This is a genomic window from Undibacterium sp. JH2W, from assembly GCF_049340425.1.
Lineage (GTDB): Bacteria > Pseudomonadota > Gammaproteobacteria > Burkholderiales > Burkholderiaceae_D > Undibacterium.
Window position 1 is genome coordinate 1 of the sequence record NZ_JBMPOT010000070.1, and the last position, 504, is coordinate 504.

At 50.6% G+C, this 504-nt stretch carries 1 pseudogene; it reads right to left on the minus strand.

Features of this window, described 5'->3' with window-relative positions:
• Positions 1–350 (minus strand): annotated as a pseudogene (locus ACO0LC_RS29155) (MotA/TolQ/ExbB proton channel family protein); the annotation flags it as partial.
• Positions 351–504 lie beyond the last annotated feature (154 nt).

The following is a 504-nucleotide window of genomic DNA, read 5'->3' on the forward strand; positions in this document are numbered from 1 at the left end:
CCAGACAGTTTGACCTGGTCGATAATTTTGGTGATGAGGATGTACCAGCTACCCATGGACATGATGACCATGATGATGAGTGTGCCTTTGGCAACGAAGTCACCTGTTTTCCAGAGGGCGTCCAGACCGTATGGGTTTTCTACGACTTCTTTGGCCGCTGCAGGTGCAGCAGGTGCGCCAGCGTCAGCAACTGGGGCTGCAGGTGCGGAGGCGGCTTCAGCAGCAGGGGCTGGGGCAGCAGCAGAGGCAGCAGCAGAAGCAGATTCTTGTGCGGATGCAGGAGCGACGGCAACGGCGGCTGTCAAAGCCAGGAGTGTTGCAGCCAGGAATGCGGAGAAACGGGTTTTCATTGAGGTGCTTCCTTTTAACAAAATAAGGTTGGTATTGCTTACTGCTGTTTTTATGTACGACTTGGTTTGTTTGTTGCCTGGTACTAATCTTGTTACTGCTAAATTTTTTACTACTGAATTTTCTTGGGTAGAGCAGACAACATTACTTTGTCAG